25 protein-coding genes are annotated in these 22,863 nt (G+C 67.4%); 5 read left to right on the forward strand and 20 right to left on the reverse strand.

The window, feature by feature from the left end:
* Positions 1 to 101: 101 nt before the first annotated feature.
* Together NV2_RS11060 and NV2_RS11065 are read right to left on the reverse strand one after the other, a co-directional pair.
* A complete protein-coding gene (locus NV2_RS11060) occupies positions 102 to 707 on the reverse strand; it encodes a TetR/AcrR family transcriptional regulator (protein ID WP_067871512.1) in 606 nt (201 codons plus the stop codon).
* A 57-nt stretch (positions 708 to 764) separates the two neighbouring features.
* Positions 765 to 1,085 carry a GroES family chaperonin gene (locus NV2_RS11065; protein WP_067871514.1) on the reverse strand — a complete coding sequence of 107 codons (321 nt, stop codon included), beginning with the start codon at positions 1,083 to 1,085 and terminating at the stop codon, positions 765 to 767.
* A gap of 82 nt (positions 1,086 to 1,167) precedes the next feature.
* Between NV2_RS11065 and NV2_RS11070 the strand changes: the two genes are divergently transcribed.
* Positions 1,168 to 2,520, forward strand: a complete 1,353-nt coding sequence (locus NV2_RS11070; protein WP_067871516.1) for an FAD-binding oxidoreductase — start codon at positions 1,168 to 1,170, stop codon at positions 2,518 to 2,520.
* 88 nt (positions 2,521 to 2,608) lie between these two features.
* The gene (locus NV2_RS11075; protein WP_067871517.1) at positions 2,609 to 2,899 is read left to right on the forward strand and encodes a GNAT family N-acetyltransferase; all 291 of its coding nucleotides are present in this window, start codon (positions 2,609 to 2,611) and stop codon (positions 2,897 to 2,899) included.
* A 13-nt stretch (positions 2,900 to 2,912) separates the two neighbouring features.
* Here the strand turns inward: NV2_RS11075 and NV2_RS11080 are convergent, their stop codons facing one another.
* The 5 genes from NV2_RS11080 to NV2_RS11100 form a co-directional block, all read right to left on the reverse strand.
* Complete coding sequence (locus tag NV2_RS11080) at positions 2,913 to 3,221, reverse strand: hypothetical protein (protein WP_067871519.1); 309 nt, start codon at positions 3,219 to 3,221, stop codon at positions 2,913 to 2,915.
* A 280-nt stretch (positions 3,222 to 3,501) separates the two neighbouring features.
* Positions 3,502 to 4,659, reverse strand: coding sequence for an acyl-CoA dehydrogenase (locus NV2_RS11085; RefSeq protein WP_067871521.1), 1,158 nt, complete (start codon positions 4,657 to 4,659; stop codon positions 3,502 to 3,504).
* 197 nt (positions 4,660 to 4,856) lie between these two features.
* Complete coding sequence (locus NV2_RS11090; protein ID WP_067871523.1) at positions 4,857 to 5,594, reverse strand: TetR family transcriptional regulator; 738 nt, start codon at positions 5,592 to 5,594, stop codon at positions 4,857 to 4,859.
* A 137-nt stretch (positions 5,595 to 5,731) separates the two neighbouring features.
* Positions 5,732 to 6,280: a 5-(carboxyamino)imidazole ribonucleotide mutase gene (gene purE, locus NV2_RS11095; protein WP_067871525.1), complete on the reverse strand. Its 549-nt coding sequence runs from the start codon at positions 6,278 to 6,280 to the stop codon at positions 5,732 to 5,734.
* The gene (locus tag NV2_RS11100; RefSeq protein ID WP_067871935.1) at positions 6,273 to 7,442 is read right to left on the reverse strand and encodes a 5-(carboxyamino)imidazole ribonucleotide synthase; all 1,170 of its coding nucleotides are present in this window, start codon (positions 7,440 to 7,442) and stop codon (positions 6,273 to 6,275) included. Before NV2_RS11100 ends, purE begins: the two co-directional genes overlap by 8 nt.
* Positions 7,443 to 7,626: 184 nt before the next feature.
* Between NV2_RS11100 and NV2_RS11105 the strand changes: the two genes are divergently transcribed.
* A complete protein-coding gene (locus NV2_RS11105) occupies positions 7,627 to 8,172 on the forward strand; it encodes a GtrA family protein (RefSeq protein ID WP_067871526.1) in 546 nt (181 codons plus the stop codon).
* Positions 8,173 to 8,187: 15 nt separating this feature from the next.
* Here the strand turns inward: NV2_RS11105 and NV2_RS11110 are convergent, their stop codons facing one another.
* The 6 genes from NV2_RS11110 to NV2_RS11135 all read right to left on the reverse strand — a co-directional run bounded on the left by NV2_RS11110 (position 8,188) and on the right by NV2_RS11135 (position 12,838).
* Entirely contained in the window at positions 8,188 to 9,495 is a 1,308-nt protein-coding gene (locus tag NV2_RS11110; RefSeq protein WP_067871528.1) for a sensor histidine kinase, read from the reverse strand.
* 6 nt (positions 9,496 to 9,501) lie between these two features.
* Entirely contained in the window at positions 9,502 to 10,179 is a 678-nt protein-coding gene (locus tag NV2_RS11115) for a response regulator transcription factor (protein ID WP_067871530.1), read from the reverse strand.
* Positions 10,180 to 10,238: 59 nt separating this feature from the next.
* Positions 10,239 to 10,787, reverse strand: coding sequence for a PH domain-containing protein (locus NV2_RS11120; RefSeq protein ID WP_067871531.1), 549 nt, complete (start codon positions 10,785 to 10,787; stop codon positions 10,239 to 10,241).
* 83 nt (positions 10,788 to 10,870) lie between these two features.
* Positions 10,871 to 11,668, reverse strand: a complete 798-nt coding sequence (locus NV2_RS11125; protein ID WP_245662549.1) for a biotin--[acetyl-CoA-carboxylase] ligase — start codon at positions 11,666 to 11,668, stop codon at positions 10,871 to 10,873.
* 382 nt (positions 11,669 to 12,050) lie between these two features.
* Entirely contained in the window at positions 12,051 to 12,389 is a 339-nt protein-coding gene (locus tag NV2_RS11130) for a GNAT family N-acetyltransferase (RefSeq protein WP_067871533.1), read from the reverse strand.
* Entirely contained in the window at positions 12,389 to 12,838 is a 450-nt protein-coding gene (locus tag NV2_RS11135) for a DUF1707 SHOCT-like domain-containing protein (protein WP_067871535.1), read from the reverse strand. Before NV2_RS11135 ends, NV2_RS11130 begins: the two co-directional genes overlap by 1 nt.
* 226 nt (positions 12,839 to 13,064) lie before the next feature.
* Here NV2_RS11135 and NV2_RS11140 point away from each other — a divergent pair, with 226 nt between their 5' ends.
* Positions 13,065 to 14,543 (forward strand): serine/threonine-protein kinase, encoded by a 1,479-nt coding sequence (locus tag NV2_RS11140; RefSeq protein ID WP_067871536.1) that lies wholly within the window; start codon positions 13,065 to 13,067, stop codon positions 14,541 to 14,543.
* A gap of 207 nt (positions 14,544 to 14,750) precedes the next feature.
* Here NV2_RS11140 and NV2_RS11145 read toward each other — a convergent pair whose 3' ends face one another.
* The gene (locus NV2_RS11145; protein WP_067871538.1) at positions 14,751 to 16,553 is read right to left on the reverse strand and encodes an acetyl/propionyl/methylcrotonyl-CoA carboxylase subunit alpha; all 1,803 of its coding nucleotides are present in this window, start codon (positions 16,551 to 16,553) and stop codon (positions 14,751 to 14,753) included.
* Positions 16,554 to 16,674: 121 nt separating this feature from the next.
* Positions 16,675 to 17,604 (reverse strand): sulfurtransferase, encoded by a 930-nt coding sequence (locus tag NV2_RS11150; protein ID WP_067871540.1) that lies wholly within the window; start codon positions 17,602 to 17,604, stop codon positions 16,675 to 16,677.
* 159 nt (positions 17,605 to 17,763) lie between these two features.
* On the opposite strand from NV2_RS11150, the gene NV2_RS11155 reads away from it, so the two are divergent.
* On the forward strand, positions 17,764 to 18,561 hold the full coding sequence (locus NV2_RS11155) for a helix-turn-helix transcriptional regulator (protein WP_067871542.1): 798 nt from the start codon (positions 17,764 to 17,766) through the stop codon (positions 18,559 to 18,561).
* Here NV2_RS11155 and NV2_RS11160 read toward each other — a convergent pair.
* From NV2_RS11160 to lat, 5 genes are all read right to left on the reverse strand, one after another.
* Positions 18,466 to 19,167, reverse strand: a complete 702-nt coding sequence (locus tag NV2_RS11160; RefSeq protein WP_067871544.1) for a nucleoside triphosphate pyrophosphatase — start codon at positions 19,165 to 19,167, stop codon at positions 18,466 to 18,468. The genes NV2_RS11155 and NV2_RS11160 overlap by 96 nt on opposite strands.
* A 1-nt stretch (position 19,168) precedes the next feature.
* The gene (locus NV2_RS11165) at positions 19,169 to 19,501 is read right to left on the reverse strand and encodes an acyl-CoA carboxylase subunit epsilon (RefSeq protein ID WP_067871546.1); all 333 of its coding nucleotides are present in this window, start codon (positions 19,499 to 19,501) and stop codon (positions 19,169 to 19,171) included.
* Positions 19,498 to 19,665 carry a hypothetical protein gene (locus tag NV2_RS31395; protein WP_157102854.1) on the reverse strand — a complete coding sequence of 56 codons (168 nt, stop codon included), beginning with the start codon at positions 19,663 to 19,665 and terminating at the stop codon, positions 19,498 to 19,500. Before NV2_RS31395 ends, NV2_RS11165 begins: the two co-directional genes overlap by 4 nt.
* A gap of 44 nt (positions 19,666 to 19,709) precedes the next feature.
* Positions 19,710 to 21,350 carry an acyl-CoA carboxylase subunit beta gene (locus NV2_RS11170; RefSeq protein WP_067871548.1) on the reverse strand — a complete coding sequence of 547 codons (1,641 nt, stop codon included), beginning with the start codon at positions 21,348 to 21,350 and terminating at the stop codon, positions 19,710 to 19,712.
* Between the two features lie 150 nt (positions 21,351 to 21,500).
* Positions 21,501 to 22,820, reverse strand: coding sequence for an L-lysine 6-transaminase (gene lat / locus NV2_RS11175; RefSeq protein WP_067871945.1), 1,320 nt, complete (start codon positions 22,818 to 22,820; stop codon positions 21,501 to 21,503).
* Positions 22,821 to 22,863 lie beyond the last annotated feature (43 nt).

Genomic DNA, 22,863 nt, shown 5'->3' on the forward strand with positions numbered 1-22,863 from the left:
CGACAGCCCGCAGACGGCAGAGCCGGTCTCGCCATTTCATTACGCGCCGTAATGTAATGAAAATACTATGTGGCCTGTTACGACGTCAATGGCATTGCCGCTCAGGGCCGGCGATATCCGACCGCATCCAACGCGGACCGAACCGTCAGCTGCACGAGTTCGTCGTCGATCGGCCCCAGCGTCGGGATCAGCGCGCGCATCATCATCGGCCCGGTGATCAAATCGCAGATCCACTCCGCATCGAAGCCCGGCTCGATCTCACCGCGCACCACCGCCCGTTCCAGAATCGACGACGTGGATGCGCGCCGCGGGATCAGGAACCGCTGCTGAAATCGCTCCGCGAGCGCACGATTGCGCCCGACCTCCTCCAACAGTCCCGGCAGCGAGTTGCACAGCACCGGATCGGTGAAGAACTGGGCCTGATGCTGTTGATTGGCCAGCATTTCCACCTCGATCCCGCCCAGGTCGTCAGACCCCGGACGCAGACCGAACCGCTGGATCAACAAGGCGAGAACGAGATCGGCGAGATCGGAGAAACGCCGATACAGCGCCGGACGGGTCGTCGCGGCCGCCTCGGCCACCGCCCCCAGTGTGACCGCCCCGTATCCACGCTCGGCGATCAGCTGCGCCGCAGCCTCCAGCAACGCGGCATCCAGCGAAGGGTCACGTGGACGGCCGGCCCGGCCGTGGGAAACGCTGTCGGGCATGGGCCAACGGTACCCAGAGTGCGGGTCCGGCGACTTCGCCGCGCATCGCCGGCACGGCTACAGGTACAGCCCGGTCCCGTGTTCGGGGCGTTCGCTGGCGACGGCGTGCAGATCGCGTTCGCGCAGGACCAGATACGCCTGCCCCTGAACCTCCACCTCGAACTGGTCCTCGGCGCTGAACAGCACCCGGTCGCCGACGCTGACGCTGCGCACATGGGAACCGGCACCGCAGACCTCACCCCAGCTGAGCCGCTTGGCCACCTGTGCGGTGGCGGGGATCAGGATGCCACCGCTGCTGCGCCGCTCCCCTTCCTCCGCAGCGACACGGACCATGATCCGGTCGTGGAGCATCTGGATCTCTAGCTGGGGATCGGGCACCGCGGCAGTGTACTGCGCACGCCCACAACATCCTGAAGCGGTATCGCCGCCCGCACCGGCCGAAGAACGTAGGTTTTCCGATGTGGACATCACAACCCTCGCCGGCCGTCTCCCCGGCGGCACGGTCGTCACCGATCCCGATATTCTGGCCGGCTATCGGCAGGACCGCGCGCTCGATCCGGCGGCCGGCACCCCGGCAGCGCTGGTACGCCCGGTGACCACCGAGCAGGTCTCGACGGTGGTCGGCTGGGCCCACTCGAATCGGGTGCCGCTGATCCCACGCGGGGCCGGCACCGGCCTGTCCGGCGGCGCGACCGCCCAGGACGGCGCGCTCGTGGTGAGCACCGAACGCATGCGTGAGATCACGGTCGACCAGGTGACCCGGACCGCGATCACCCAGCCCGGACTGCTCAACGCCGAGGTGAAGCGGGCCGCCGCCGAACACGGCCTGTGGTACCCACCGGACCCCTCGTCGTTCGAGATCTGTTCCATCGGGGGCAACGCCGCGACCAATGCCGGTGGCCTGTGCTGTGTGAAATACGGTGTCACCACCGATTACATCCTCGGAATGCAGGTTGTGCTGGCCGACGGCACCGCGGTCCGTCTGGGCGGGCCACGACTGAAGGACTCGGCCGGACTGTCGCTGACCAAGCTGTTCGTCGGTAGTGAGGGCACTCTCGGCATCATCACCGAACTCACCCTGCGCCTACTGCCCGCCCAACCACAGCAGAGCACGGTCGTCGCGACATTTCCCACCCTGACCGCGGCCACCACGGCCATCGACGCGGTCACCGCCCGCTTGCGCCCGTCGATGCTGGAGTTCATGGACGCGGTCGCCATCAACGCCGTCGAAGACGAAATGCGGATGGGCCTGGATCGGACTGCGGCGGCCATGCTGATCGCCCGTTCGGACGCGCCCGGCGAATACCGCACGCTCGAAGCCGGCCTGATCGCCGCGGCCTGCGACGGTGCCACCGAGGTCTTCCGCACCGAGGATCCCGAGGAGGGCGAGGCATTCTGCGCGGCACGGCGCTTCGCGATTCCCGCGGTCGAACGGAAGGGCACCTTACTGCTGGAAGACGTCGGCGTGCCGCTCCCCCGGCTGGGTGACTTGGTGACCGGGGTCGCCGACATCGCCGAACGGCACCAGGTCCTGATCTCGGTGATCGCACATGCCGGCGACGGCAACACCCACCCGCTGATCGTGCACGACCCTGCCGACCCCGACGAGACCGCGCGGGCGCAACAGGCTTTCGGTGCGATCATGGACCTCGCCGTGTCGCTGGGCGGCACGATCACCGGCGAACACGGGGTGGGCCGGCTGAAGAAGGCATGGCTGCCCGCCCAACTGGGGCCGGAAGCGATGGACCTCACCCACCGCATCAAACAGGCGCTGGACCCGCACGGAATCCTCAATCCGGGCGCGTTGCTCTAGTACTGCGGGCCGTGCGCGGCCGGTCGAACTACGGGCGCGCTCGGTGGCGCCCGGAACAAATCGGGTCGAGACAGGAGTTCTACCGGATATGACGACGAGGCTCGAGCACAATACCGCCGCCGAACGCTACGAGATCTACATCGACGACACCCTCGCCGGTTACGCCGATTACGCCGAGACCACCAGCGGCGACACTCGCGTGCGCGACCTCAACCACACCCTGACCTTTCCGGAATTCCGTGGGCGTGGGGTAGCGGCCCAACTGGTGGAGTACGCCCTCACCGACTGCCGCGCGCAGGGGTTCACGGTCCGGCCGACCTGCTGGTACGTGGAGCAGTACATCGGTGAGCATCGCGAATACGCCGATCTGGTGGCGTGAGCACCGCAGCCTGCTAGTTCCGCCGGCGCCAGACCAGGAACTGCCGGTCACGCACCGTGCCCATCGCCTCGATCACCTTGGCGTTGTCGAATCCGGGGAGCTGCTGCAGACGACCCAGGAATTCATTGTCTGCCGCAGAATGCGGCACCACGCACCCGTTCCCGCGCACACCGATGAGGACGAAGAACACGTCGTCGGCAAACGGACCGTCGGCGGTCGTGATGATCCGCACCTCGGTCAGCTCCTGCCAACCGACTTCCTCGATTCGGCCGTTGTCCAGGGTGCGGCGGACGAACCTATCGGTGATCTCGACGCCTGCCATGCATCAATATTGCTCTGCGAAAGCCGTTGGGACAATTCCGAATTCGCCCGATTGCGATTGAACGAACAGGTGAGATTGCAAATGAAATCTCTTCGGCCACCGCATTTCTCACACAGCACTCTACCAGCGGCAATTGCTGATAATTCACTGCTTTCGACAACCACTTCCGGTAAGGCCCCGCGACATTCCGTGGCAACGAAACGCCGGAGCGCGGCGCCGAGAGCGTAACTCGGCGCCGCGAGCTCCGTGCGCACGGCAGCTACCGCTACCGCCCGTGTCGCTAGCGCAGCAGCTGCCGCGACATCACCATGCGCTGAATCTGGTTGGTGCCCTCATAGATCTGGGTGATCTTGGCGTCCCGCATCATCCGCTCCACCGGGAAGTCGGTCGTGTAGCCGGCGCCACCGAACAGCTGCACCGCATTGGTGGTGACCTCCATGGCCACGTCCGAGGCGAAGCACTTGGCGGCCGCGGAGATGAACCCGAGGTTCTTCTCACCACGCTCGGCCCGGGCGGCCGAGGTGTAGACCATCAGACGCGCGGCCTCCACCTTCATCGCCATATCGGCGAGCATGAACTGGGTGTTCTGGAATTCGGAGATGGCCTTGCCGAACTGCTTGCGGTCCTTGGTGTAGGCGATTGCCGCGTCCAGGGCACCCTGAGCCAAGCCCACGGCCTGCGCACCGATGGTCGGACGGGTGTGGTCGAGGGTCGCCAGCGCGGTCTTGAAACCGGTCCCCGGTTCACCGATGATGCGGTCGCCCGGAACCTTGCAGTTCTCGAAGTACAGCTCGGCCGTCGGGGAGCCCTTGATGCCCAGCTTGTGCTCCAGCGGACCCACGGTGAAGCCCTCGTCGTCCTTGTGCACCATGAACGAGGAAATGCCGTTGGCACCCTTGTCCGGATCGGTGACGGCCATGACGGTGTACCAGTCGGACTTGCCGCCGTTGGTGATCCAGCACTTGGAGCCGTTGACGACCCAGCCGTCGCCGTCCTGGCGCGCGCGGGTCCGCATGGACGCGGCGTCGGAGCCGGCCTCACGCTCGGACAGCCCGTAGGAGGCCATCTTGCCGCCGGCGATCTCGGGGAGCACCTGCTGCTTGAGCTCCTCGGAGCCGTTCAGAATAAGCCCCATGGTGCCCAGCTTGTTGACCGCGGGGATCAGCGAGGAGGAACCGCAGACGCGAGCGACCTCTTCGATCACGATGCACGCGGCGACCGAGTCGGCTCCCTGGCCGCCGTAGGCCTCGGGTACGTGCACGGCGTTGAAGCCGGCGGCGTTCAACGCATCCAGCGCCTCCTGCGGGAAGCGGGCGTCACCGTCGACGTCCTTGGCGTGCGGGGCGATCTCCTTCTCGGCCAAGCCGCGAATCGCCGCGCGCAGCTCGTCGTGGAAGTCTTCCAGCTTGAACAGATCGAAATCGGGGTTGCCCGCCATGTGGGTTCACTCCTGGTCGTGGGGTTTCGGATTCGCCTGGTTCGCGAATTCCGGCACTGCCAGCGCCTCGAGACTCAACGCCGCGGCACTCAGTGCCATTCGGTATTCAGTATACGCCCGGAAGCTGCGCCGACACGAGCCAACGCTTCCATCACACCCTGACACTCAGTGCCAGTAGAGATGCGGTGTGACTGTCGTCATAGCTTACCGAGACGCTCGGTCAGCAACTCCGCGACCTGCCGCGCCGGCATCTCACGCGGAAAGACCGCGACGACCATCTCCCCGGCCTCTCCGGGTTCTTCCGAGCGCACCCCGGCGGCAGCCGTCGGATCGTCGCCCTCCGCGGAGCTCGCCGCCTTCCCCGGTGCGATCGCCCCCACCGCGGTCCGCAGATCCGACACACTCGCCTCGGACTCGCCCCGCACCATCCGGCGCAACAGATAGTTGTGCGTCGCGGTCACGGACGCACTGAATTGGATCAGCGCCAGATCGGGCACCTGCGGCAGGCGGTCACGCAGGTAGTCGGTGAACATCCGCTCGTACCGGAAAACCGTGACGATCTCCCGATCACGCAGGGCCGACGCCTGCCGCACCACGCGGTAGCGACGCGCCGCCAGTTCCCGGGTCTCGGTGAACCGCTCGAAGATCCCGACCACCGCTTCGCGCACACAATCCCACGGATCCCCCTGCGCCGTCGCCAAGAATTCCTGCGCCCGCGCCAGTTGCTCCTCGTGATCGGCGAAGACCACATCCTCCTTCGACCGGAACTGCCGGAAGAAGGTCCGCCGCGAAATACCCGCCGCCTCCGCGATCTCGTCCACCGCCGTCGCCTCGTACCCCTGTTCGGCGAACAACCGCAACGCGTGATCGACCACACTCAGCCGGAACGCCGAATCCGCGGCGGCACGAGCAGGAGCCGGATTGTCACTGGACACCCCTGAACCGTAACCAGCCCTGCCCGGTCTCGCCGCTTCGGGCGCACCGCGACACCCGTGTCGCCGGGCACCCACGCCGGGCCGACCGTGCCCCGGTACCCGGACGCGCTGCGATGTCGGGCGCCCGGCGCCTGCGGCTACCCCAGCAGGCGGTTGCGCAGCGCTTCGTCCTTGTCGAGAACGAGTTTTTCCAGGTCCGCCTGGAACTGCTCCATGCGGGCGCGCAGGGCCGGATCGGCAGCGGCGAGGATGCGAACGGCCAGCAGGCCGGCGTTGCGGGCGCCGCCGATCGAGACCGTGGCGACCGGAACACCGGCGGGCATCTGCACGATCGAGAGCAGCGAGTCCATGCCGTCCAGATACTTCAGTGGCACCGGAACCCCGATCACCGGCAGCGGCGTCGCGGAGGCGACCATTCCGGGCAGGTGGGCGGCACCGCCCGCGCCGGCGATGATCACCTTGACGCCACGGCCGGCGGCCTCGCGGGCGTAGTCGAGCATGCGCTGCGGGGTGCGATGCGCCGAGACCACACCGACCTCGAATCGGATACCGAACTCCGCCAGCGCCTCGGCCGCCGCTTCCATAGTCGGCCAGTCCGAGTCGCTGCCCATGATCAGGCCGACCTGCGCAGCGGAGCCTGCGGAGCGCTCGTCGAACACGGCAGCGGTCTCTGCTTGCTCACTCATGGTGATCCCATCCGTCCGTCCACACCGCGTGCGACATCCAGTGCGCCGCGCGTTCGGCCTTCTCCCGCACCTCGGTCACATCGTCACCGAGGATGTTCACGTGCCCGATCTTGCGTTTCGGGCGCTCCCCCTTGCCGTACAGGTGCACCTTCGCCTCCGGGATCCGGGCGAACAGATGATGCAGCCGCTCGTCCATCGACATCGCGGGGGTCTCACCGGCGCCGAGGATGTTCGCCATCACGGTCACCGGGGCCAGCGGCGCGGTCGAGCCGAGCGGATAGTCCAGCACCGCGCGCAGATGCTGCTCGAACTGGCCGGTGACCGCGCCGTCCATGCCCCAGTGCCCGGAATTGTGTGGACGCATCGCCAGCTCGTTGACCAGCAGCCGACCGTCGTGGGTTTCGAACAGCTCCACCGCCATCGCGCCGGTGGTGCCCAGTTCCTTCGCCAACCGCAGCGCCAGCGATTCGGCCTCGGTCGCCAAGTCGTCGGAGAGGCCGGGGGCGGGTGCGATCACCACCGCGCACTGCCCCTCACGTTGCACGGTCTCCACCACGGGCCAGGCCGCGGCCTGCCCGAACGGCGAGCGCGCCACCATCGCCGACAGTTCACGCTTCAGTTCGACCTTCTGCTCGGCGAGCAGGGTGACGTCGTTGCCGAGTTGTTCGGCGACGATCTGTTCGGCTTCGACGGCATCCTCGATCATCCACACACCGCGGCCGTCGTATCCGCCGCGGACCGCCTTGAGTACGAACGGACCGTGCTCGGCGGCGAACCCGGTGGCATCGGCGACCGACTCGACCGCCGTGAACGCCGGGACCGGCACCCCCATCTCGGCCAGTTTGCGGCGCATCGCCAGTTTGTCCTGGGCGTAGACCAGCGCGCTCGGCGGCGGCTGCACGTTCACGCCCTCGGCGACCAGCGCCTGCAGGTGTTCGGTCGGCACATGCTCGTGGTCGAAGGTCACCGCATGTGTTCCGACGGCAACCTTGCGCAGTGCCGCGGGATCGGTGTGGGACCCGAGCACCACCTCCGGACTGACCTGTGCCGCGGGGTCACCCGGACGCTCGGCCAGCACGCGCAGGCATTGCCCCAGCGCCACCGCGGCCTGATGAGTCATCCGGGCCAGCTGCCCGCCACCGATCATGGCCACGGTCGGCATCGCACCGCCCTCGAAATTGCGCGAAACCGGCACCGGTTCACCTTCGGCAACCGCATTCACCCCGGCTGAGGGGTCCATCGATGCCCCACTACGCTCGCTCACAGCCCACCATGTTGTCATGGCCGCCCCAGTGCTTACGAGTGCGGGTTGATTGCCCATCGAAGCGCGGACGTAGACTCAGCGGGTGTCATTTGTCGATGATGTGGTCAACATCCTGCCCAAAACCATTCGGGACCTGGCAATCCGTCATCACGAGCTGATCAAGTTCGCGATTGTCGGAGCGACCACTTTCGTCATCGACAGCGGCATCTTCTACATTCTGAAATTGACGGTGTTGTCGCCGAAGCCGATCACCGCCAAGATCATTTCCGGTGTCATCGCCGTCATCGCTTCCTACATCCTGAACCGGGAATGGTCGTTCAAAGGCCGCGGCGGGCGTGAAAGACATCATGAAGCGCTGCTGTTCTTCGTGGTCAGCGCCATCGGCGTGGCGCTGTCGAATCTGCCGCTGTGGCTCTCTCGCTACGCGTTCCACCTGCATGTTCCCGATGTGAGCCTGATGGTCGAGAACATCGCCGACTTCTTCAGCGCCTTCATCATCGGCAATATCCTGCAGATGATATTTCGCTTCTGGGCGATGAAGCGCTGGGTGTTCCCCGACGAAATCGATGTCCTGGTCGAGGAATTCGAAGAACTCTACGAAGAGGAACGCCCGCTCGGCAGCAGCTGAGCGCGACCCGCGCAGTCAGCGCGGCTCGCCCATCACGCCGTTACCGGAACGTCCCGTCGGCTTGCTCAGGAACACCGCGAACAGCGCCGGTCGGCGCCGCTGCAATTCCAGCCGACCACCGTCCGCCTCGATCAGTGCCCGCGCCAGCGCCAGCCCCACTCCGGTCGAGCCGGCACCGGAGAAGCCACGATCGAAGATGTGCGGCGCGAGTTCGTCGCTGACCCCCTCCCCCTCGTCGGAAACCTCGACCGCCACCAGCGGCTCCCGATTCCGCCTGCCGTACACCGTTCGCACCGATATCGTGCAGTCACCACCGCCGTGTACCAGGGCATTGTCGACCAGCACCGCGACCGCTTCCCGCAGCCGCGAACCGGTCACCGGCGCCGCCAAACCCGAGTCGCCGGAGAGCAGCAGTTCACGTCCGGCCTCGGCGAACGGGTGCCGCCATTCCGCCACCACCCCGCGCAGCTCGGCCACCACCGGAACCGGGTCGTGGTCGGCGGCGTCCTCGTCTCGCGAGTCACGGACCAGATCGTCGATCGCCTCGGTGAGCCGGTCGACCTGGGCCATCGCCTCCTCCGATTCGTGCACCACCGCTTGATCGGGATGCGCCGACAGCTCGTCGAGCCGCAACCGCACCGCGGTCAGCCGGCTCCGCAACTGATGTGAGACATCCGCGACCAGGGCGTGTTCGCGCTGTAGCCGACCGGCGATCTCGACCGTCGCCGCATCGAGCACATCCGATACCCGATCGAGTTCGGTGATGCCGTGCCGGCGCGGATCCGGCCGGAAGTCGCCCTTCGTCAACCGTGCCGCCCGGGCAGCGACATCGCGCAGCGGGTCGGCGACGCGGCGCGCGGTCACCACGGCCACCGCGGCACCCGCCGCCAGCGAAGCCAGGGCTACGAGGGCCACCGCGCCCACCGCCTGCCGCTGCATCGAATGCATGGGCGCTGCCGGCACCTCGAGCCGCAGCGACCCCGAGGTCCCCATGGCCAGCGACTCCACCACCGGATTCGCGACCTGGGCAACACCCGCGTCCAACCGCAGCGCGGCGTCCTCCGGGGTCGGATAGATCACGGTCAACCGTCCACCGGCCGGGATCAGCGGCCGCACCGAGCGCAGGTCGAGCACGCCGTGCACCATGCCGTCGGCCTGTTCCTGGCTGACGATCTCCACCGACATACGATCCAGCCGCGCGCGCAGGTCGCTACGGGTGATGTCGGCCACCCACTGCCACGCGGTGAACGCCAGCGGGATGCCCAGCACCACAGTGGTGAGGGTCAGGGCTGCAAGCATCGACAGCAGAATCCGGCGGCGCATCGGCGATCAGTCGGTGTTGTACCGGAAGCCGACACCGCGCACGGTGACGATGCGCCGCTCCGCCACCGGGCCTTCGTCACCGATCTTGCGTCGCAGCCAGGACATGTGCATGTCCAGGGTCTTGGACCCACGCAGATCCGCGTCGCCCCAGACCTCACGGAGAATGGTCTCGCGCGGCACCACCTGCCCGGCGCGGTCGATGAGAACCTTCAGCAGCTCGTACTCCTTGTTGGCCAGATTCACCTCATGTCCGTTGACCAGGACGCGCCGGGCCGCGGGCTCGAGCCGGACTCCGGCGATTTCGACGACCTCGTCGCCGATGCCACTGCGTCGCAGCAGCGCCCGCACCCGGGCCAGCAGTTCGGCGAGACGGAAGGGCTTTCCGACGTAATCGTCGGCGCCGGCATCCAGCCCGACGACGAAATCGACCTCGTCGGTGCGGGCGGTCAACATCAGCACAGCGAGTTCGGCCCCGCGCGCACGCACCTGGCGGCACACCTCGAGGCCGTCCATCCCCGGTAGTCCGAGGTCGAGAATGAGTAGATCGTGTTCGCCCTCCAGCGCACGACGGAGCACGGCGGGCCCGAAACTTTCGACGGTTACCGAATACCCTTCGCGCCCCAGCGCTCGCGACAGCGGAGCGGCGATGGCCTCGTCATCTTCGGCCAGCAGTACAGCGGTCACCGCACCAGATTACTGGCGAACCGGGCTGATCGGGCCGACCGGGCATCAGGTAGCTGTTGTCACCGGCCGTAGCCGTAGCCGGGATCGGGATTCCGGTCGTAGTGCGGACCACCCTGCGGAACATCGAAAACCTGGTGGTACAGCAGCGCGTGTACCTTCTGCACTTCCGGAATATCGTCGTACTCGAGTGGATCACCCGAGGCAGCGTCGATGATCAGCGTGCCGGTTCCCAGCATGCGATCGGACAGCCCGTGGCTGAACTGCACACTCGAGATGCGGCTCATCGGAATATCGATACCGGTATGGGTGAGCACTCCCTCGCGCACCAGCACCCGACGATCGGTGATGATGAAATGCGTTGACTTCCAGCGAATCACCGGTGTCAGACAGCGCCACACCAGCAGCAGCGCCCAAACCGCGACCACCACGATCAGCACCACCGTGCGCACGCTGCCCTCGGTGTTACGCCATGCCAGACCGCTCGCGAATCCGGCCACCGCGGTGGCCAGGATGAAAGTGAGCGCCGGCAGGAACAGCATCTTCCAATGCGGATGGCGGTGCAGCAGCAACTGTTCGTCGGGCGCGAGCAGCTCCTCCGGATAACCCATATGCGAACCCTACCCCGTGCCGATCCGGCCGTGTCCGTAGCGAACACCGTTGTGCCGCACACCCGGCGGCAGCCGCCGCCGGCCTATACGGGACGCAGGTGGGTTACGTCACCGGCGGAAACCGGGCGATCACCGATCAGCAACCGGCCGAAGGCGTCCACATCCGTCGCCACTCCGGTGAGAACGTTGCCGCCGGGCAGTTCCGCGCGCACCTGCGCACCGAGAGTCGCACACCGGTCGCGGTATGCCGCCGCGACCACCTCGATGTCCCAGTTCGCCGCGCGCCACCGCGTGAAGTGACCGGCGAAAGCACGTAGCATGGCCAGCACCAGTTCGTCGCGATCGACCTCGCCGGCTCCGGCCAGCGTCAGTGAGATCGCGTGCGGGACCGGAAGTTCGTCCTCGGTGAGGCTCACGTTCACGCCGGTACCGATCACGACCGCGGGCTGCTCCCCCGCCGAGGCCACCTCGGCCAGAATGCCCGCGACTTTGCGTCCGTCGATCAGGACGTCGTTGGGCCACTTGAGTTTCGCGTCCAGCCCGGTGGTCGCGCGCACCGCGTCGACGACCGCTACACCGGTCAGCAGCGGCAACCATCCCAGCACCGCCGGGTCGATTCCACTCGGTCGCACCAGGATCGACACGGCGACCTGCGCACGTGGCGGGCTCGCCCACGAGCGTTCGTGGCGGCCACGGCCGCTGCCCTGATGTTCGGCCACCAGTACCCGGCCGTCCACCTCGGGATCGACGGCCTGCGCGATCAGATCCGCATTCGTCGATCCGGTGGATTCCACCACGTCGATACGGGAGAACAGCGACAGGTCGGGCTCTTCGGCGACTGCTCGTCGCAGGGTTTCGACATCCAACGGTGGCCTCTGCACGTCTCGCAGGGTACTCCAGCGTGCGCGGGCCGCTGCCAGGCCGCTCCGCAGGCCCGGCCCGCCGCCACCGGCGATGCGCCGTCGATGTGTGCCGGCCGATGAGTTCAGCCGACCAGTGCATACTCCGGCAGGGCGCCGATGGTGCCCGGTGGATCGCCGTCGACATCCCCACCCGAACCACACTCGCTCCCCGGCCGGGCGGACGCATCCTCCACCCGGGCCGCACCCTCCGGTTCCGTACCGTCCCGGTGCGGCCGCTCGGCCCAGGTTTCCGGATCCGTGATGGTCGGCGCCGGCTCGCCGGGCGAGCGTGTCCAGCCCGCGACGGCGGCGAACAGCCTCAGGGATGCGGAATGCCTTGGCAGACAGCAGGTTCGAGATGCTACAGCGGTTGGAGGCCCAGGGCTCCGGCGACGAAGCGGCTCACCGCCGTCATCCCGGACTCCAGGGCGGTGTCGTATCCCTGCCGGGACCAGCCCGAAAGTTCCGCTGTGCCATCCGCTTTCGGCGTCGCGACGATCTCGGCAACCAACTCGGCGGTGGTGGGTTCACAGACCGCCCAGGAGTACGCGGTCTGCTCCGACCATTCCCGCGCCCGGCGCTCCACGTAACCCGGATCGGTGATACCGCCGTCCGCCAGTGCGGGACGATCATCGATACGGTCGTCGGCGCGCAGTGCCCGCAGGTACCAGCTACCGGCGTTGATCTCGATCGGTTCCATCAGTGTCCCCTCCGTTCGTCTCGCCGGCCCTCGAGCGTCCGGTCCCGGCGCCGGCCGTGCCGATCGTGATCGCGTTGCTGCAACCCGCCGGTGATGATGCCCGCGGCCGGAATCATCAGAAACCACAACCAGGTGTGGGTGGTGAAGAACAGCACCAACGCGAGAATGACGACCAGGCCCGTCACCATCCCCGCGAATTCGCGACGACCACCCGATTGCGCAGCGGCCGGTTCGTGGGGCTGTTCGGGCTGCGGAGTCTCCGGTACCGCAACGGGAAGGTCGGCGAAGACCGGCGCCAGGTCGCCGCGCGTCACCGCAGCGGCAACCCGTCCGCTGCGCTCGTCGAATTCGGAAACCGACAGCCGACCGGCGGCGAAATGGTCCGACAATGTCTGCATCGCCTGCTCCCGCTCGGTGGTGCCGATGCGGATGTCGGGTGATTCAGCCATGCAACGAGATTACCGCGCACCCTCGTCCCGAGCAGGTCCTCGTCAGCCCCGGACCGGTCCCGCGACCACCGCAAGTACCACCGGACGCGCATCCCTACTATGGTCGGATCATGTTCCGCCAGCGCCGAATCGTCGACGCCTGTCACCGGTCCCCGGCGCGTAGCACGACGACACGGCCGGTATCGGTGGCCGCACAACGCGGCGTCGCACGTCTCGGACGGATGCGGTGAGTCCGCGGCAGTTCGGCCGATACCGGCTCGACCGCCTGCTCGGCCGTGGTTCGGCCGGCGAGGTGTGGCTGGCATACGACCCCGGCAGCGCCCGCACCGTGGCCCTGAAGATCCTCTCCGGTAGTGCGGCGGAGGATCCCGACTATCGGCGGCGCTTCGAGCGCGAAGCCCGCATCGGGTCACATATCGCGAATCCGCACATCGCACCGATCCACGGGTTCGGCGAGGTCGGCGGTCGGCTGTATCTCGATATGGCCTATATCCCGGGGGTCGATCTCGCCCAGCTGATCCGCGGCGCCACGATGACGGCCGCCGAGGCGGTGGAGCTGATCTCGCAGATCGCCGAAGCCCTCGATGCCGCGCACGCGGCCGGCCTGATCCACCGGGATGTGAAACCGGCCAACATCATCGTGCACCCCAGCGGATTCGCCTATCTCATCGATTTCGGTATCGCGCGGGCCGCGGGTCAATCGACCATTACCGCGACGGGTTTCACGGTCGGGACGCTCGCCTATATGGCGCCCGAGCGCTTCACCGGAGGTGGCGACGCACGCTCCGACATCTACTCGCTGGCCTGTGTGCTCTACGAGGCGCTCACCGCGCGCCGGCCGTTCGGTGACACGGACGCGGTCCAGCAACTGCACTCCCACCTACATCAGCCGCCACCGCGCCCCACGGCCACCGACCCGCGCGTACCCATCGGGCTCGACGCCGTGGTCGCCCGGGGAATGGCCAAGAATCCGCAGGACCGCTACCGCACCGCAGGTGAGCTGGCTGCGGCCGCGCGAGCCGCGGCCGGTGCCGCACCGACGCAGCGAGTAGCCCCCGTACTGCAGTCGGAGGCGGTCACCACCCAATTGTCCCGCGGTGAGCCGGGGCCGCCGGGCCCGGCCGGTGCCTTCCGCGCCCCGGCAGCCGCACCGCCGCCGGGTACAGCCGTGCCGCCACGAACCCTCGCGCTGCCGCCGAACGGTGCCACGGGGGCGGCACCACTGCAATCGGCCGGCGGACATCGGCCCACTCCGACTGTGGTGGCCAGTACACCGTTTCCCATCGAGACGGCTGCCCCGCACGCACCTGTCGCACCACCCCGTCGGCGTTCGGCCACCGCCGTCGCCGCGGCGCTGATCGGTGTGGGGCTGGTCGCACTGGCCGTTATCGCGGGCTGCACGGCCCTGCTCACCAGCGGCAACGACGCGCCCACCGATCCGGCGACCACCACCGGCGCCCCGGCCACCAGCGCACCGCAGACCACCGCCCCGGAAACCCCCGAGCCGGAATACACCACCGCGGTGATCCCGCCCCCGATGACGATCCCCCTGCCCACCGGGATCTTCGTACCACCGCCGTTCCGGATCCCCGGGGCCGCCTATCCGCAGGACAACTCGGCACCCGGCGCACACCGGCAACACGGGCCCAAGCAGGACGAGAAGAAAGCCCGCGACGGGTCGCCCGAAGCACACGCCGCGAACTGAACCGTCCCGCTCCATACATCCGGCGCCATCGCCCCGAACCCGGATCACGGGCGGGTGCGGCCTGCTGCGCGGCGCAACTCGAAGCGAGCCATCCGGAATCCGGTCAACGTGCCGGTTGCCGTCCCTACCGCTGAACGGGACCGCGACCGAAAACCGAACAGGCCCCGCTCCGGTTCGGAGCGGGGCCTGTTCGAAAGGCTATGCGGCCTACTTGATTTCGGCGAGTACGGTGCCCTGGGTGATGGCGGCACCGGCCTCGATCGCCAAACCGGTCACGACACCGGCCTTGTGCGCGTTGACCGGGTTCTCCATCTTCATGGCCTCGAGCACCACGATCAGGTCGCCCGCCTCGACGGTCTGGCCCTCTTCGACCGCGACCTTGACGACGGTGCCCTGCATCGGCGCGGTCACCGAATCGCCGGAGGCAGCCGAACCGGCAGCGCCACCACGCTTGCGCGCCTTGGGCTTCTTGCGGATCACGCCGGCACCGTTCCCCGCGGCACCGGCAGCGCCCGCACCCACGGTGAACTGACCGGGCAGCGATACCTCGACCCGACGGCCGCCGACCTCGACGACCACGTTCTGCCGCGGCGCCTCGTCCTCATCCTCGATGGGCTGGCCACCGGTGTAGGGCTCGATGGTGTTTTCCCACTCGTTCTCGATCCACTTGGTGTAGACGTCGAACTTGGTGCCATCTCCGACGAATGCCGGGTTGGTCACGATGTGGCGGTCGAACGGGATGACCGTGGCCAGACCCTCGACCTCGTACTCGGCCAGCGCGCGCGACGCCCGCTCCAGCGCCTGGGTGCGGTTCTCACCGGTCACGATCAGCTTGGCCAGCATCGAGTCGAACTGACCACCGATCACACTGCCGGCCACCACACCGGAGTCCACGCGGACACCCGGGCCGGTCGGCTCCTTGTACACGGTGACCGGGCCCGGCGCGGGCAGGAAACCGCGACCGGCATCCTCACCGTTGATCCGGAACTCGATCGAATGCCCGCGCGGGGTGGGATCCTCGGTGATGGTCAGTTCCTCGCCGTTGGCGATGCGGAACTGCCAGCGCACCAGGTCCAGACCCGAGGTCTCCTCGGTGACCGGATGCTCGACCTGCAGGCGAGTATTGACCTCGAGGAAGGACACGGTCTCGCCCTGCACCAGGTACTCCACGGTGCCGGCGCCGTAGTAACCGGCCTCCTTGCAGATCCGCTTGGCGGACTCGTGGATCTTGCCGCGCACCTCGTCGGACAGGAACGGCGCGGGGGCCTCCTCGACCAGCTTCTGGAACCGGCGCTGCAGCGAGCAGTCGCGAGTACCGGCGACGATCACGTTGCCGTGCTGATCCGCCAGGACCTGCGCCTCGACGTGGCGAGCCTTGTCCAGGTACTGCTCCACGAAGCATTCGCCACGACCGAAGGCCGCGGTGGCCTCACGGGTCGCGGACTCGAACAGCTCGGGAATCTCCTCGACGGTGTGGGCGACTTTCATGCCGCGGCCACCACCGCCGAAGGCGGCCTTGATGGCCACCGGAACGCCGTACTGCTTCGCGAACTCGACGACCTCGGTCGCATCCTTGACCGGGTCCTTGGTACCCGCGGCCATCGGCGCCTGCGCCCGCTCGGCGATGTGGCGGGCGGTGACCTTGTCGCCCAGGTCGCGAATCGACTGCGGGGAGGGGCCGATCCAGATCAGCTTGGCGTCGATCACGGCCTGCGCGAAGTCCGCGTTCTCCGACAGGAAGCCGTAGCCCGGATGAATCGCATCCGCGCCGGACTTCGCCGCCGCATCCAAAATCTTGTCGAACACCAGGTACGACTCCGCAGAGGTCTGTCCGCCCAATGCGAACGCCTCGTCGGCCAATTTCACGAACGGTGCATCGGCATCCGGTTCCGCGTACACCGCGACACTGGCGATACCGGCATCCTTGGCGGCCCGGATCACACGCACCGCGATCTCGCCCCGATTGGCGATCAGGACTTTCGTGATCTGCGCGCTGGCATGGCTGGGCACTGGGCCTCCTGAGCTATGGACAACTTACGTCTGGGGTGAGTGTAGGCAGTGTGCCAACAGCCACCGAACCGGGCACGGGCTACTGAATAGTAGGACCGGGCCTGGTGATGTGAACAACACACTAGCCCGGGTGTGCCGCCGGCGACACCGCACCGGGCGCGAAGCCCGGTTCACTTCCTTGGACGATCGGGGTGCGTACCGCATTGCCCCACTCGGTCCAGGAACCGTCGTAATTGCGCACATTGTCCACGCCCAGTAGCGAAGTCAGGACGAACCAGGTGTGCGCGGCACGCTCCCCGGTACGGCAGTAGACCAGCGTTTCACCATCGCCCATGACCGGGGCATAGATCTGCTCCAGTTCGGCACGGGAACGGAAGCGTCCGTCGGGCCCCACCGACGACGTCCACGGGATGTTGACGGCAGTCGGAATATGACCGGCACGCAGCGACTGCTCCTCCGGGCGATCCAGGACCCGGTCCTGCGTACCGCTGTACTCCGCCGCCGCCCGCACATCGACCAGGCCGATATCCGGGCGGCGCCGGTCCAGATCGGCGCGCACATCGGCGAGGAAGGCCCGCGCGCTGCGGTCGTCACGGTCGATCACCGGATAGTCGCCCGAACCGGCGTCGGGAACTTCGAAGACGGTGTCGCGTGCCTCGGAGATCCAGGCGTCACGCCCACCGTCGAGCAGGCGCACGTCCGGATGCCCGAACAGGCCGAAGACCCAGGCAGTGGCAGCCGCGGTGCCGTTCGCCTTGTCGCCGTACACGACGACGGTGTCCTCGCGATCGATCCCCTTCGCGCGCATCAGTTCGGCAAAACGGGCGCCGTCGATCACGTCCCGCGTCGACGAGTCGGTAAGCTCGGCGCGCCAGTCGATCTTCACCGCTCCTGGCACATGCCCGATGTCGTAGAGCAGGATGTCCTCGTTGGACTCCACGATCGAGAGACCACGCACGCCGATGTTTGCCGAGAGCCACTCAGTGGTTACCAATCGGTGTGGGTATGCGTGGGAGCCGAAGGATGGATGAGGGTCCGGAGCGACGGGCACGGTGGAAGATCCTTCATGCGAAATGAGCGGCGGTCGGCTGTGCGGTACCGATCGTAAGCGCGAAGAACGAGCACTGCCGGTTTCACAGTATGAATCGGAGGAAGAGGCGATTAAGTCGCACCTTCGTCCGATAAAGTCAGCAGGGAGGAGGGGTGAGCTATGTCCGATTCTTGGCCACGACGGCGCCTGCTTGCGATCCTACGTGGCGCCGGCGAGCCTCTCGACGCCCAGGAACTCGCGCGAGTGACCGGACAACACGTCACCACCGTCCGCTTTCATTTGGATGTTCTCACACGAGAATCGCTGGTGCGGCAGTTTCAGCAGCCGCCGCGAGGCCGCGGCCGACCACGCATCGGCTATGCCGCCGTGCAGCACTCGGTGGGCTATCAGGACCTCGCCCAGGTCCTCGCCGATCAACTCGGCAGCGATCCGCAGCGCCGCACCGAACTGGCGCTCGCCGCAGGCCGCGCCTGGGGTGCGAGGGTCGACCAGCTCGAGCAGCCGATCACCTCACTCGAACAGGCGCGCGAGGTGACCACCACGGTCAGCTCGGAGCTCGGGTTCGCCCCCGAGCGTGATCTTTCCTCGGAGACCGAGCAGCAGGTGAGTATCCGTCTCACGGCCTGCCCACTGCGGGAACTGGCCCGGACACATTCCGAGGTGGTGTGCGGCGTCCACCAGGGGCTGCTGCGCGAAATCCTGGACCGCAACGGCGGCCGAGACGTGGTGGACGCGCAATTGCAGCCGTTCGCCGAACCGGACCTGTGCGTCGTGCATATGCAGGCACTGGCCGGTGATCTGAGGCCGGACCCGGCGGAGATCCCGGATCCGGGCGCCGACGTGCCGCCGCTACGGAGTCCGTCAGCCAACCGCGTCGGGCCGCAGCTGCGCAGCACCGAGCCACAACTGCGCAACGCCGACGCCCACAACGCCCAGCAGGCGACGCAGCAGTGGTAGACCGATACCGATCACGCTGGAGGGATCGCCGTCGATGCGGTCGACGAACCAGCCACCCATGCCGTCGAGGGTGAAGGCGCCCGCGACCTTCAAGGGCTCTCCGGTGGCGATGTATGCCTCCAGCTCGGCCGGTTCCGGTGCAGCGAAATGCACGGTGGTGACGCTGCAGTCCTGAGCGTCGGCGACGATCGCACCGTCCCGCACTCGCAGCACACAGTGCCCGGTGAGCAGATCCGCGCTACGACCGGCCATCGCGGCCCAACGCGCCCGCGCCACCGCGGGGGTATGAGGTTTGCCCTGGAGGACACCGTCCACCAGCAGCATCGAATCGCAGCCCACGACCACACAGTCGTCGGCCAAGCGGACACCGTGACCGGATTCGGCGACCGCGTCAGCACCTGCCTCGGCGATCACCGCTGCGGCCACGGTTCGAGCCTTCGCCCGGGCCAGCGCGGTCACCACCGCTGCCGGAGTGGAATCCGGTGGCAGCGCGCCGGCGATCGCGTCCTCGTCGACATCGGAGACGCGCACCACCGGATCCAGACCGGCGGAACGCAGCACCTGAAGCCGCGCGGGCGAGGCGGATCCGAGAACGAATCCCGTCACTTCAGCCGCGGAGGTGCGACAGCATGGGGAATGCGTACGGAGAGAACGGCGAGGTGCCCCGATGCATCATCGTGGGCCGCCCCCAGTTGTCGACCGGGCCCTGATCCTGCGGCGCTGCCGCCGAGTTCGCGGCCGCGGCGGCGAAGACGGTCACCAGTGCGGCGATCTCTTCGTCGGTGGGCGAGCCCTTCAGGATCCGGATGGCCGGTGCTGCGGGTGCAGCGGGGGCGGTGACCGCCTCCGGCGCGATCTTCGCCTCGTCCTCGCCGAGTTCACCGACCGCCAGATCCAGTTCCGCAGCGCGCAGTATCTCTTCGTCAGCCACAGCCGTCACAGCGCCAACTCCTCCTGTTCGTGCCGGGCCTCGGGGGACCGGCGTTCGCGGTGCGGGCGGACCCGCATGCCGCGAACGGTGTGCAGTGCGGTCCCCAGTAGATGAGAACCTGTTCCTACTATTTTCACCCGGATGTGGCGATCGCGCGCGGTCGGATATGCCACATCATCTCGGAAAGTGTGCTCCCGATACCGCACATATCGTTGGATCAGAGCGGAATGTTGCCGTGCTTCTTCGGCGGCAGGGTGACCATCTTGCGCTCCAGCAGCCGCAGCGCCGAGACGATCTGCCCGCGGGTGTGCGAGGGCGGGATCACGGCGTCGACGTAGCCGCGCTCGGCCGCCACGTACGGGTTGACCAACGTGTCCTCGTACTCGTTCTGCAGCTCGAGGCGCAGTGCGTCGACATCGGCGCCTTCCGCAGCGGCCTGCTGCAACTTCTTGCGATAGACGAATCCGACCGCACCCGAGGCGCCCATGACGGCGATCTGCGCGGTGGGCCAGGCCAGGTTCACGTCGGCACCCATGTGCTTGGAACCCATGACGTCGTAGGCGCCGCCGTAGGCCTTACGGGTGATGATGGTGATTTTGCCCACAGTGGCCTCGCCGTAGGCGTAGAGCAGCTTCGCACCGCGGCGGATGATGCCGTTGAACTCCTGGGCGGTTCCGGGCAGGAAGCCGGGCACGTCGACCAGGGTGATGATCGGGATATTGAACGCGTCGCAGGTCCGCACGAAGCGCGCGGCCTTCTCCGAGGCGTCGATGTCCAGGCAGCCCGCGAACTGGGTGGGCTGATTGGCGACGAACCCCACGCTGCGGCCGTCGATGCGAGCGAAGCCGACGATGATGTTCGCGGCCCGCTCGGCCTGCACCTCGAAGAATTCGTCGTCGTCGACCAGACGGCGAATGACCTCGTGCATGTCGTACGGCTGATTCGGGGAGTCCGGGATCAGTGTGTCGAGTTCGAGGTCCTCGTCGGTCAGCGAATCCTCGATCGCACCGGCGATCGGATCGCTGGGTGCGAAGCGCGGCGCCTCGGCGCGGTTGTTGCTGGGCAGGTAGCTGAGCAGTTCCTTCACCCAGTCCAGCGCATCCTGCTCACCGGATGCGACGTAGTGCGCGGTACCGGACTTCGCCATGTGGGTGTGGGCGCCGCCCAGCTCCTCCATGGTGACCTCTTCACCGGTGACGGTCTTGATCACGTCGGGGCCGGTGATGAACATCTGGCTGGTCTCGTCGACCATGACGACGAAATCGGTCAGCGCCGGCGAGTAGACGTGACCGCCCGCGGCGGCGCCCATGATCAGCGAGATCTGCGGGATCACGCCGGAGGCCTGAACGTTGCGGTGGAAGATCTCGCCGTAGAGGCCGAGCGAGACCACGCCTTCCTGAATGCGAGCGCCGGCGCCGTCGTTGATGCCGATCAACGGGCGACCGGTCTTCACCGCGAGGTCCATGACCTTGACGATTTTCTCGCCGTAGACCTCACCGAGGCTGCCGCCGAACACCGTGGCGTCCTGCGAGAAGATGCAGACGTCACGGCCGTCGACGGTGCCGTAGCCGGTGACCACGCCGTCGCCGAGCGGACGGTTGTTCTCCAGGCCGAAATTGACGCTGCGATGGCGGGCCAGTGCGTCCACCTCGACGAAGGAACCCTCGTCCAGCAGGGCCAGGATGCGCTCGCGCGCAGTCAGCTTGCCCTTGGCGTGCACCTTCTCGACCGCACCCTCGCCCATCGGGTGTTTGGCCTCTTCCAGCCGATTGCGCAGATCAGCCAGCTTCCCGGCGGTGGTGTGGATATCGGGGGTCTCCGCCGAACCCGGCGAAGGCTGCTGCTGGACACTCGTCATGACCCGGAGTGTAACCAGAAGCCCGGTCGCCGGGGAATCCAGCAGGGGCTACCCGCGAGTACCATTATTGGCTGTCTGCCAGCAGAAAAGCCCTGGTGGAGTGGGCCGTGAGCTGCCCGAAAGTCACAATTCGGGCTACGGCAATATTTGTCACTCCTGCCGTCCGAGAGCCCGATCCAGCGCCCGCACCGCGCGGTCGAGTTCGTCCGCCGTAACCGTCAGCGGCGGCCGGAATCGGATACCGCGTGGACCCGTGGGAAGGAACAGCATCCGCTCGCGCACTCGCAGATCCGTCAGCACGGCATCGCGCAGCCGTGCCGAGGACAGCGTCACCGCACACATCAGGCCGCGGCCACGCGGATCGGTCATCGCCTCGTGCCGTCCGCACACCTCGCGCAGCCGGCCGAGCAACAGGGCGCCGAGTTCGCCGGCCCGGGCGGCCAGATCCTCGGCTTCGACGATCTCGAGGATGCGCCGGGCCCGCACCATGTCGGCGAGATTCCCGCCCCAGGTGGAATTGAGCCGCGAGCTCACCACGAAAACATTGTCGGGCACCTCGTCGACCCTCCCACCGGCCATGATCCCGCAGACCTGGGTCTTCTTCCCGAACGCGACCACATCCGGATTCAGGCCGAGCTGCTGGTACGCCCAGGTGCTGCCGGTCATCCCCACGCCGGTCTGCACCTCGTCCAGGACGAACAGCGCATCGTTGTCGTGACACAGCTGCTGCATCTCCTGCAGGAACTGTGCGCGCATATGCCGGTCGCCGCCCTCACCCTGGATCGGCTCGGCGATGAAACAGGCGATGTCGTGCCGATTGTCGGCGAAGGCGGCTCGAGCCTGCGTGAGCGCACCAGCCTCGGCGGCCTCGATATCGACCTCGGGTGCCAGATAGGGGGTCCGGATACGGGGCCAGTCGAAGGCGGGGAATCGAGCGGTTTTGATCGGGTCGGTGTTGGTCAGCGACATGGTGTATCCGCTGCGGCCGTGGAAAGCGCCCGTCAGGTGCAGCACCTTGGTACCGAGCTCCGCCGGGCGGCCGTGCAGTTCGTTGTGCCGGCTCTTCCAGTCGAAGGCCGTCTTGAGCGCGTTCTCGACCGCGAGCGCACCACCGTCGACGAAGAACAGATGAGGCAGGCCGGGATCACCGAGCACGCGCGCGAAAGTCTCGACGAAGCGGGCCATCTCGACGGTGTAGATATCGGAGTTGCTCGGCTTGTTCAGCGCGGCGGCGGTCAGTTCGGCACGGAATCGCGAGTCGGCCGTCAGGGCCGGATGGTTCATCCCCAGCGCCGACGAGGCGAAGAAGCCGAACATATCGAGGTAGACGGTGCCGTCGCGGGCGTCCACCAGCTCCCGGCCGTGCGATCTGCGCAGGTCCAGGACGAGGTCGAAGCCGTCGGCGAGCATGTGGGCGGCGAGCACGTCGCGGACGTGCGAGGCGGTGACCGACGCTGTCGACACCGTCACCGCGTCGGTCGTTTCGGGGCGCTCCAGTTCGAGGGTCACACCT

This window comes from Nocardia vermiculata NBRC 100427 (assembly GCF_001613265.1).
GTDB lineage: Bacteria > Actinomycetota > Actinomycetes > Mycobacteriales > Mycobacteriaceae > Nocardia > Nocardia vermiculata.

Bases quoted from the DNA above. Each gene is read 5' to 3' on its own strand.
- NV2_RS11130 (WP_067871533.1), bottom strand. From the start codon at position 12,389: ATGGAACCGATCGAGATCAACGCCGGTAGCTGGTACCTGCGGGCACTG.
- NV2_RS11120 (WP_067871531.1), bottom strand. From the start codon at position 10,787: ATGGGTTATCCGGAGGAGCTGCTCGCGCCCGACGAACAGTTGCTGCTG.
- NV2_RS11155 (WP_067871542.1), top strand. From the start codon at position 17,764: ATGTCCGATTCTTGGCCACGACGGCGCCTGCTTGCGATCCTACGTGGC.
- NV2_RS11135 (WP_067871535.1), bottom strand. From the start codon at position 12,838: ATGGCTGAATCACCCGACATCCGCATCGGCACCACCGAGCGGGAGCAG.
- NV2_RS11100 (WP_067871935.1), bottom strand. From the start codon at position 7,442: ATGCCGACCGTGGCCATGATCGGTGGCGGGCAGCTGGCCCGGATGACT.
- purE (WP_067871525.1), bottom strand. From the start codon at position 6,280: ATGAGTGAGCAAGCAGAGACCGCTGCCGTGTTCGACGAGCGCTCCGCA.
- NV2_RS11085 (WP_067871521.1), bottom strand. From the start codon at position 4,659: ATGGCGGGCAACCCCGATTTCGATCTGTTCAAGCTGGAAGACTTCCAC.
- NV2_RS11110 (WP_067871528.1), bottom strand. From the start codon at position 9,495: ATGCGCCGCCGGATTCTGCTGTCGATGCTTGCAGCCCTGACCCTCACC.
- NV2_RS11060 (WP_067871512.1), bottom strand. From the start codon at position 707: ATGCCCGACAGCGTTTCCCACGGCCGGGCCGGCCGTCCACGTGACCCT.
- NV2_RS11080 (WP_067871519.1), bottom strand. From the start codon at position 3,221: ATGGCAGGCGTCGAGATCACCGATAGGTTCGTCCGCCGCACCCTGGAC.
- NV2_RS11170 (WP_067871548.1), bottom strand. From the start codon at position 21,350: ATGACGAGTGTCCAGCAGCAGCCTTCGCCGGGTTCGGCGGAGACCCCC.
- NV2_RS11075 (WP_067871517.1), top strand. From the start codon at position 2,609: ATGACGACGAGGCTCGAGCACAATACCGCCGCCGAACGCTACGAGATC.